Origin of the sequence: Pseudomonas tremae (genome assembly GCF_001401155.1) — a bacterium.
In the GTDB taxonomy this organism is placed as follows: Bacteria; Pseudomonadota; Gammaproteobacteria; order Pseudomonadales; family Pseudomonadaceae; genus Aquipseudomonas; species Aquipseudomonas tremae.
This window is the reverse complement of record NZ_LJRO01000476.1, coordinates 1-5,945: the sequence shown is the minus strand read 5'-3', so window position 1 is coordinate 5,945 and position 5,945 is coordinate 1. Positions and strand designations below refer to the sequence as shown.

General features: G+C 59.9%; 5 protein-coding genes and 1 pseudogene. 3 read left to right on the top strand and 3 right to left on the bottom strand.

Features of this window, described 5'->3' with window-relative positions:
- A partial coding sequence (gene rlmKL, locus ALO43_RS26320) for a bifunctional 23S rRNA (guanine(2069)-N(7))-methyltransferase RlmK/23S rRNA (guanine(2445)-N(2))-methyltransferase RlmL (RefSeq protein ID WP_054998395.1) occupies positions 1-1,753 on the bottom strand: 1,753 nt, incomplete at its 3' end.
- A gap of 588 nt (positions 1,754-2,341) precedes the next feature.
- Here rlmKL and rmf point away from each other — a divergent pair.
- Positions 2,342-2,557, top strand: a complete 216-nt coding sequence (gene rmf / locus ALO43_RS29695; RefSeq protein ID WP_002553055.1) for a ribosome modulation factor — start codon at positions 2,342-2,344, stop codon at positions 2,555-2,557.
- A gap of 153 nt (positions 2,558-2,710) precedes the next feature.
- Here the strand turns inward: rmf and ALO43_RS26315 are convergent, their stop codons facing one another.
- Entirely contained in the window at positions 2,711-3,742 is a 1,032-nt protein-coding gene (locus ALO43_RS26315; RefSeq protein ID WP_053932298.1) for a quinone-dependent dihydroorotate dehydrogenase, read from the bottom strand.
- Between the two features lie 244 nt (positions 3,743-3,986).
- On the opposite strand from ALO43_RS26315, the gene ALO43_RS26310 reads away from it, so the two are divergent.
- Both ALO43_RS26310 and ALO43_RS26305 read left to right on the top strand, forming a co-directional pair.
- Complete coding sequence (locus ALO43_RS26310) at positions 3,987-5,198, top strand: CmpA/NrtA family ABC transporter substrate-binding protein (protein WP_053932297.1); 1,212 nt, start codon at positions 3,987-3,989, stop codon at positions 5,196-5,198.
- A 13-nt stretch (positions 5,199-5,211) separates the two neighbouring features.
- The gene (locus tag ALO43_RS26305) at positions 5,212-5,787 is read left to right on the top strand and encodes an ANTAR domain-containing response regulator (protein ID WP_005886558.1); all 576 of its coding nucleotides are present in this window, start codon (positions 5,212-5,214) and stop codon (positions 5,785-5,787) included.
- Positions 5,788-5,837: 50 nt separating this feature from the next.
- Here ALO43_RS26305 and ALO43_RS30540 read toward each other — a convergent pair.
- A pseudogene (locus ALO43_RS30540) lies at positions 5,838-5,945 on the bottom strand (glycoside hydrolase family 68 protein); the annotation flags it as partial.

Sequence of the window (5,945 nt, the reverse complement as noted above, 5' to 3'; positions counted from 1 at the left end):
GCTGGATGCGCATGCGCATCGGGCGGTGATCGAGAAACAGCCCGGTGTCCAGGTAGTCGGTCAGGTTGACCAGCAGCTTGACGCCGCCTTCGCTGACTTCCAGAAACTGGCCTTGGGCACTCTGGCGTTCGTACTGCTTTGTGCCGCTCTGGCGCTCGCGACGCTTGATCACCACGCGACTCTTGTCGATGTTCAGCGCCTGCGGAATAGCAGCCAGCGCATCGAACAACCGGGCGGAAGCCTTTTCCGGATCGATCGTCTTGGGCGCAGCGTATTCCTGAACGTGAACCCAGTCGTGATACAGGTCGATCGCCAGTGAGTACTCAGGCATGTCGGCGTCGTACACGCGATAGCAGTCGATACCCTCGCGGCGCACCCACTTGCCCATCAGCTTGAGATTCTTCTGCAGGCGATTGGCGAACATCTGCCCGCCTTCGCTCAGGCGCGCCTGCTCGACGACCACCGGCTCTGGCTTGATCGGATTGCCGTTCTTGTTGAGTTTTCTTTCAACTTCTTCGACTTCGACCGGGTTATCGCGCTCGACCTGACGCTGCTCGGGAGTGCGACGCTCGCCGGTGACAAACTGATCGGGAGTTACCTTGATCAGCAACAACTTGCACGGCAAGGCGCCATTCCAGAACGAATACTGTTTATGGCTGCGAATGCCCATTCGCTTGCCCAGATCAGGCGCACCGGTGAATACCGCAGCTTCCCAATTGAGACAGGCCTGACGCAGGCGTTCGCCCAGGTTCTGATAGAGATACAGCAGGCTGGCTTCGTCACCCAGACGCTCGCCGTAAGGAGGGTTGCAGATCACCAGGCCTTTCTGGTTCTGATCCGGACGCGGCTCGAAGGTCGCCACTTCACCCTGGTAAACCTTGATCCAGTCACTCAGCCCGGCGCGCTCGATGTTGTTGCGGCCCGGCTGGATCAGACGAGGATCTGCCTCGTAGCCACGAATCCACGAAGGGGTTTTGGCCAGCCCTGCTTCGGCACGCGCCAAGGCTTCGTCGTGCAGCTTGCGCCACAGCGCAGGCACGTGGCCGAGCCACGCAGAAAAACCCCAGCGCTCGCGCTTGATGTTGGGGGCAATGTCGGCGGCAATCATGCCGGCCTCGACCAGAAAGGTACCTACACCGCACATGGGGTCAGCCAGCGCGCCACCCTCGGCGGCAATGCGCGGCCAGCCGGCCCTGATCAGAATCGCGGCAGCAAGGTTTTCCTTGAGCGGCGCAGCACCCTGCTGCAGACGATAGCCGCGCTGGTGCAGGCTGTGACCGGAAAGGTCGAGCGACAGAATCGCCTCACCACGATCAAGGCGCAGGTGTACCCGCAAGTCCGGGTTGATCTTGTCCACCGACGGACGCTCGCCATCAGGCGTGCGCAGCTTGTCGACGATCGCGTCCTTGACCTTCAATGCACCAAAATGGGTGTTGTCGATGCCCGAGCCATGCCCGCTGAATTCCACCGCGATGGTGCCTTCCGACTCGAGATGGTCATGCCACTCGACATCCAGCACGCCGTGGTAAAGGTCTTCGGCGTCCTTCATCGGGAAGCGCTTGAGCACCAGCAACACGCGGTTGGCCAGGCGCGACCAGAGACACAGCCTGTAAGCGGTCTCCATGTCGGCGGAGCCGCGAATGGCTGAAGTGTGCTCGCGGGTCTCTTGAAGGCCCAGTGCAGTGGCTTCCTCGGCAAGCAGACCTTCAAGGCCTTTGGGGCAAGTGAGGAACAGTTCGTAGCGATCCGACATGTGTATTCCAGGGCCTGAGCCGTCAGCGGCGGGCAACGCATTGCCCTGCCAGATTTGAACAGGCGTCTTTCGTGGAGAGCGCCTGCGTGGCACGTTATGTGTGCCGGTCCACCGCATGATTGTGTCATCTCATTGCGGCAGTTTCGGGCGTATTAGAACAGATATCAGGGCCGACGACGTCGTCAATGAAAAGCTGCGTCTGGATAACGCCAATTTGAAAAGTCACATTTCTACGGTGGGTTGACGACCCTTCGTCGCTTAATTACATAAGGCATACCGCCATTACCTGCGGCTGATAAGCGATCTCAATACGTGCTCAAGTGCCCGATTCGACAGGGATTGGTCAAAAGTCGCACGAACGGTTAGTCGCTGCTTATTGCTCGACAGACCTGAATGTGACGTGCTTATGACAAAACGATCATTCACACCGCCCTGTGGTTTGGTTAGAAATCACCACAGGTCATCATTGCAACGGTGATGGCATCAAGGCCCGCCACGCCGGCAGCGGGCACCAACGGCAGAAGATTCTGCCCGACCTCATCACGGGGTCTCAGGGATATTACAGTCAACAGACGAGGGCATTACCCTATGAGAAGACTTAAGCGTGATCCGTTGGAAAGAGCATTTTTACGCGGATATCAATACGGCGTTCATGGCAAATCCCGTGAGCTTTGCCCTTTTACTCTACCGTCAGTACGCCAGGCATGGATCAATGGCTGGCGCGAAGGACGCGGCGACAACTGGGACGGTATGACCGGCACTGCGGGCATCCACAGACTCAACGAACTTCACGCGGTCGGATGAGGCGACACAAAGACTGTCAGGCCTCCATCGGGCTATCAACATGACTGACTGATTCACACCTGCACCATGCACGCCCGACCCGGGCGGCGGGCCGAGGCCCAGGGGCTCTTTCGAAGAGCCCCTTTTTTTGACCGTCGAACCACATCCTGCTAATCAGTCTGTCTTGGGTGGCATGGCCGCAATGGCATCCACCGACTGACGAATCAGTGCCGGGCCCTTGTAGATGAAACCTGAGTAGATCTGCACAAGGCTGGCGCCCGCCGCAATCTTCTCGGCTGCATGCCTGCCCTCGGTGATGCCGCCCGCAGCAATGATCGGCATGCGCCCCGCCAACTCGCCGGCCAGTACCTTGACGATATGGGTGCTTTTTTCCAGCACCGGCGCACCCGACAGCCCACCCGCCTCGTCACCGTGCGGCAAGCCTTCAACGCCCTTGCGACTGAGCGTGGTGTTGGTGGCAATCACCGCATCCATACCCGACTCGATCAGCGCAGCGGCCACCAGCACGGTTTCTTCATCGGTCATGTCAGGGGCGATCTTGATGGCCAGCGGTACACGCTTGCCGTGCAACTGAGTGAGCTCACCCTGACGCAGGCTCAAGGCCTGAAGCAATTGCTTGAGCGAGTCACCGAATTGCAGGCTGCGCAAACCCGGTGTGTTCGGCGAGCTTACGTTGACCGTGACGTAACTGGCGTGTGCGTAGACCTTGTCCAGGCAGATCAGGTAATCGTCCACTGCCCGTTCGACCGGCGTATCGGCATTCTTGCCGATATTGATGCCCAGAATGCCGCTGTACCTGGCCGCCTTGACCCTGGACACCAGGTTGTCGACACCAAGATTGTTGAAGCCCATCCGGTTGATGATGGCCTCGGCGTGCGGCAGCCGGAAAACACGCGGCTTGGGATTGCCTGGCTGGGGACGTGGCGTCACGGTGCCGATCTCGACAAACCCGAAACCCAGTTGCGCAAAACCATCGATGGCAGCGCCGTTCTTGTCCAGCCCGGCCGCCAGCCCTACAGGGTTGGGAAACTCCAGGCCCATCACGTTAACCGGCAGCTTTGCCGGCGACTTGCTCAGCAGGCCGTTCAGGCCCAGCCGACCGCCTGCGCCGATCAGGTCAAGCGACAGGTCGTGGGAGGTTTCCGGGGAAAGTTTGAACAGTAACTGGCGGGCCAGGTTATACATGGCGGGATAGGCTCGTGAGCAGCTGAATTCAGGGTGGCGATTATAGACGTGTGCAGGCAGCTCAGGCGAGCGCACGTTAAACTTCCTGTCGGCTGACGATGGCATATGCCTTGCTTTAAACGGTAATCGGCATTCATTCCAACGACGGAGTGGTGCATGGACAACGGCGTCGCTTCCGCCCCTTGCACTGGCATCGGGCAGAACGACGCCTTTTTTCTGGATGAATCTTTATGAAGTACGCGGCATGACTGAACGAACCGGCAACGCCCTGGACTGGGTAGGCGGCAGCGACGCCCCGGAAATGAACAGCCTGGACGTAGGTTTCATGGCGCTGACCGACTGCGCCCCGCTGGTGGTCGCTGCGACTCAGGGTTTCGCCCAGCCTTACGGGCTGAGCCTGAACCTGAAGAGGCAGACCTCCTGGTCCGCGTTACGCGACAGACTGGTCAGCGGGCAACTCCAGGCAGCACACAGCCTTTACGGCCTGATCTACGCGGTGGAGCTTGGAATCAGCGGTGGCCCGGCGACTGAAATGGCCATCCTGATGGGTCTCAACCAGAATGGCCAATGCATCAATTTGTCCCGCGAGCTGCAACAAGCCGGGGTGATCACTCCCGAAGCACTCGACAAGCGCGCGCACCAAAGCGGTTCACGACTGACGTTCGCCCAGACCTTTCCCACTGGCAACCATGCGATGTGGCTGTATTACTGGCTCGCCAGCCAGGGCATCCACCCGCTCGATGATGTGAACAGCGTGGTGGTGCCGCCCACGCAAATGGCCCAGCACCTGCAGGCCGGGCGCATCGACGGCTTTTGTGTCGGCGAGCCTTGGGGGGCCAGCGCCGTGCATCAGCAACTGGGCTTTACCATGGCCACCAGCCAGGCGATCTGGCCGGATCACCCTGGCAAAGTGCTGGGCTGCACCCGTGAGTTCGTCGAGCAGAACCCCAACACCGCCAGGGCGCTGATCATGGCCGTGCTGGAGGCCAGCCGCTTTATCGAGCAAAGCGATCACAACCGGCGCAGCACCGCACAGCTGCTGAGCGGTGCGGATTACCTGGACACTTCGCTGGACTGCATCGAGCCGCGACTGCTCGGTCAGTACAGCGACGGCCTCGGCAACCAGTGGCAGGACCCTCATGCGGTCAGTTTTCATGATCAAGGGCAGGTCAACTATCCGTGGCTGTCAGACGGCATGTGGTTCATGACTCAGTTCCGACGCTGGGGGTTATTGCGCGAAGACCCTGATTACCTGGCGGTCGCCAGTCGTGTTCAGCAACTGAAGCTTTATCGTCAGGCAGCCGAAGCCTTGAGCATAAGCGTCCCGACGACGAGCCTGCGCAGCAGTCAGTTGATCGACGGCAAGGTCTGGGACGGCAGCGATCCGGCTGGATACGCACGCAGCTTCAAACTTCACTCGCTGGCCGATACCGCGCCCGCCGCTTTCAGCCGTTGAAGGAGACCTGATCATGCTGCGTATCCTGCTTATCAACGACACCGCCAAAAAAGTCGGGCGTCTCCGGTCGGCGCTGACCGAGGCCGGATTTGAAGTGATCGACGAGTCTGGACTGATCATCGACCTGCCCGCCCGGGTCGAAGCCGTGCGCCCGGACGTCATCCTGATCGACACCGAATCCCCCGGACGCGATGTGATGGAACAGGTCGTGCTGGTCAGCCGCGACCAGCCGCGCCCCATCGTGATGTTCACCGACGAGCATGATCCGGGCGTGATGCGTCAGGCGATCAAGTCTGGCGTGAGCGCCTACATTGTCGAGGGCATTCAGGCCCAACGACTGCAGCCGATCCTGGAGGTGGCCATGGCCCGCTTCGAGAGCGATCAGGCGCTGCGTGCGCAGTTGCACGCACGAGATCAGCAGTTGGCCGAGCGCAAGCGCATCGAACTGGCCAAGGGAATGCTGATGAAAATGAAGGCGTGCAACGAAGAAGAGGCCTACACACTGATGCGGCGCCAGGCGATGAGTCGCCAGCAGAAGCTGATTCAGGTAGCCGAGCAGATTATCGCGATGAGCGAGCTGTTGGGATAGAAACGTAGAAAGGCCTGCGTGGGCAGGCCTTTCCGGTTGAAGGCTGGCGATCAGCTCAGCGTCACATCCTTCATCGCGGGAATGTAACCGTAGTCATATTCTTCCTGCACGAACGAGCGATCCCCTTTCAAGAGGATTCTCACCGTCGGCGCTTCGGT

What these genes read in the sequence shown, in the direction of transcription:
- rmf (WP_002553055.1), top strand. Translation starts at nt 2,342, where the DNA reads ATGAGAAGACTTAAGCGTGATCCGTTGGAAAGAGCATTTTTACGCGGA.
- ALO43_RS26315 (WP_053932298.1), bottom strand. Translation starts at nt 3,742, where the DNA reads ATGTATAACCTGGCCCGCCAGTTACTGTTCAAACTTTCCCCGGAAACC.
- ALO43_RS26310 (WP_053932297.1), top strand. Translation starts at nt 3,987, where the DNA reads ATGACTGAACGAACCGGCAACGCCCTGGACTGGGTAGGCGGCAGCGAC.
- ALO43_RS26305 (WP_005886558.1), top strand. Translation starts at nt 5,212, where the DNA reads ATGCTGCGTATCCTGCTTATCAACGACACCGCCAAAAAAGTCGGGCGT.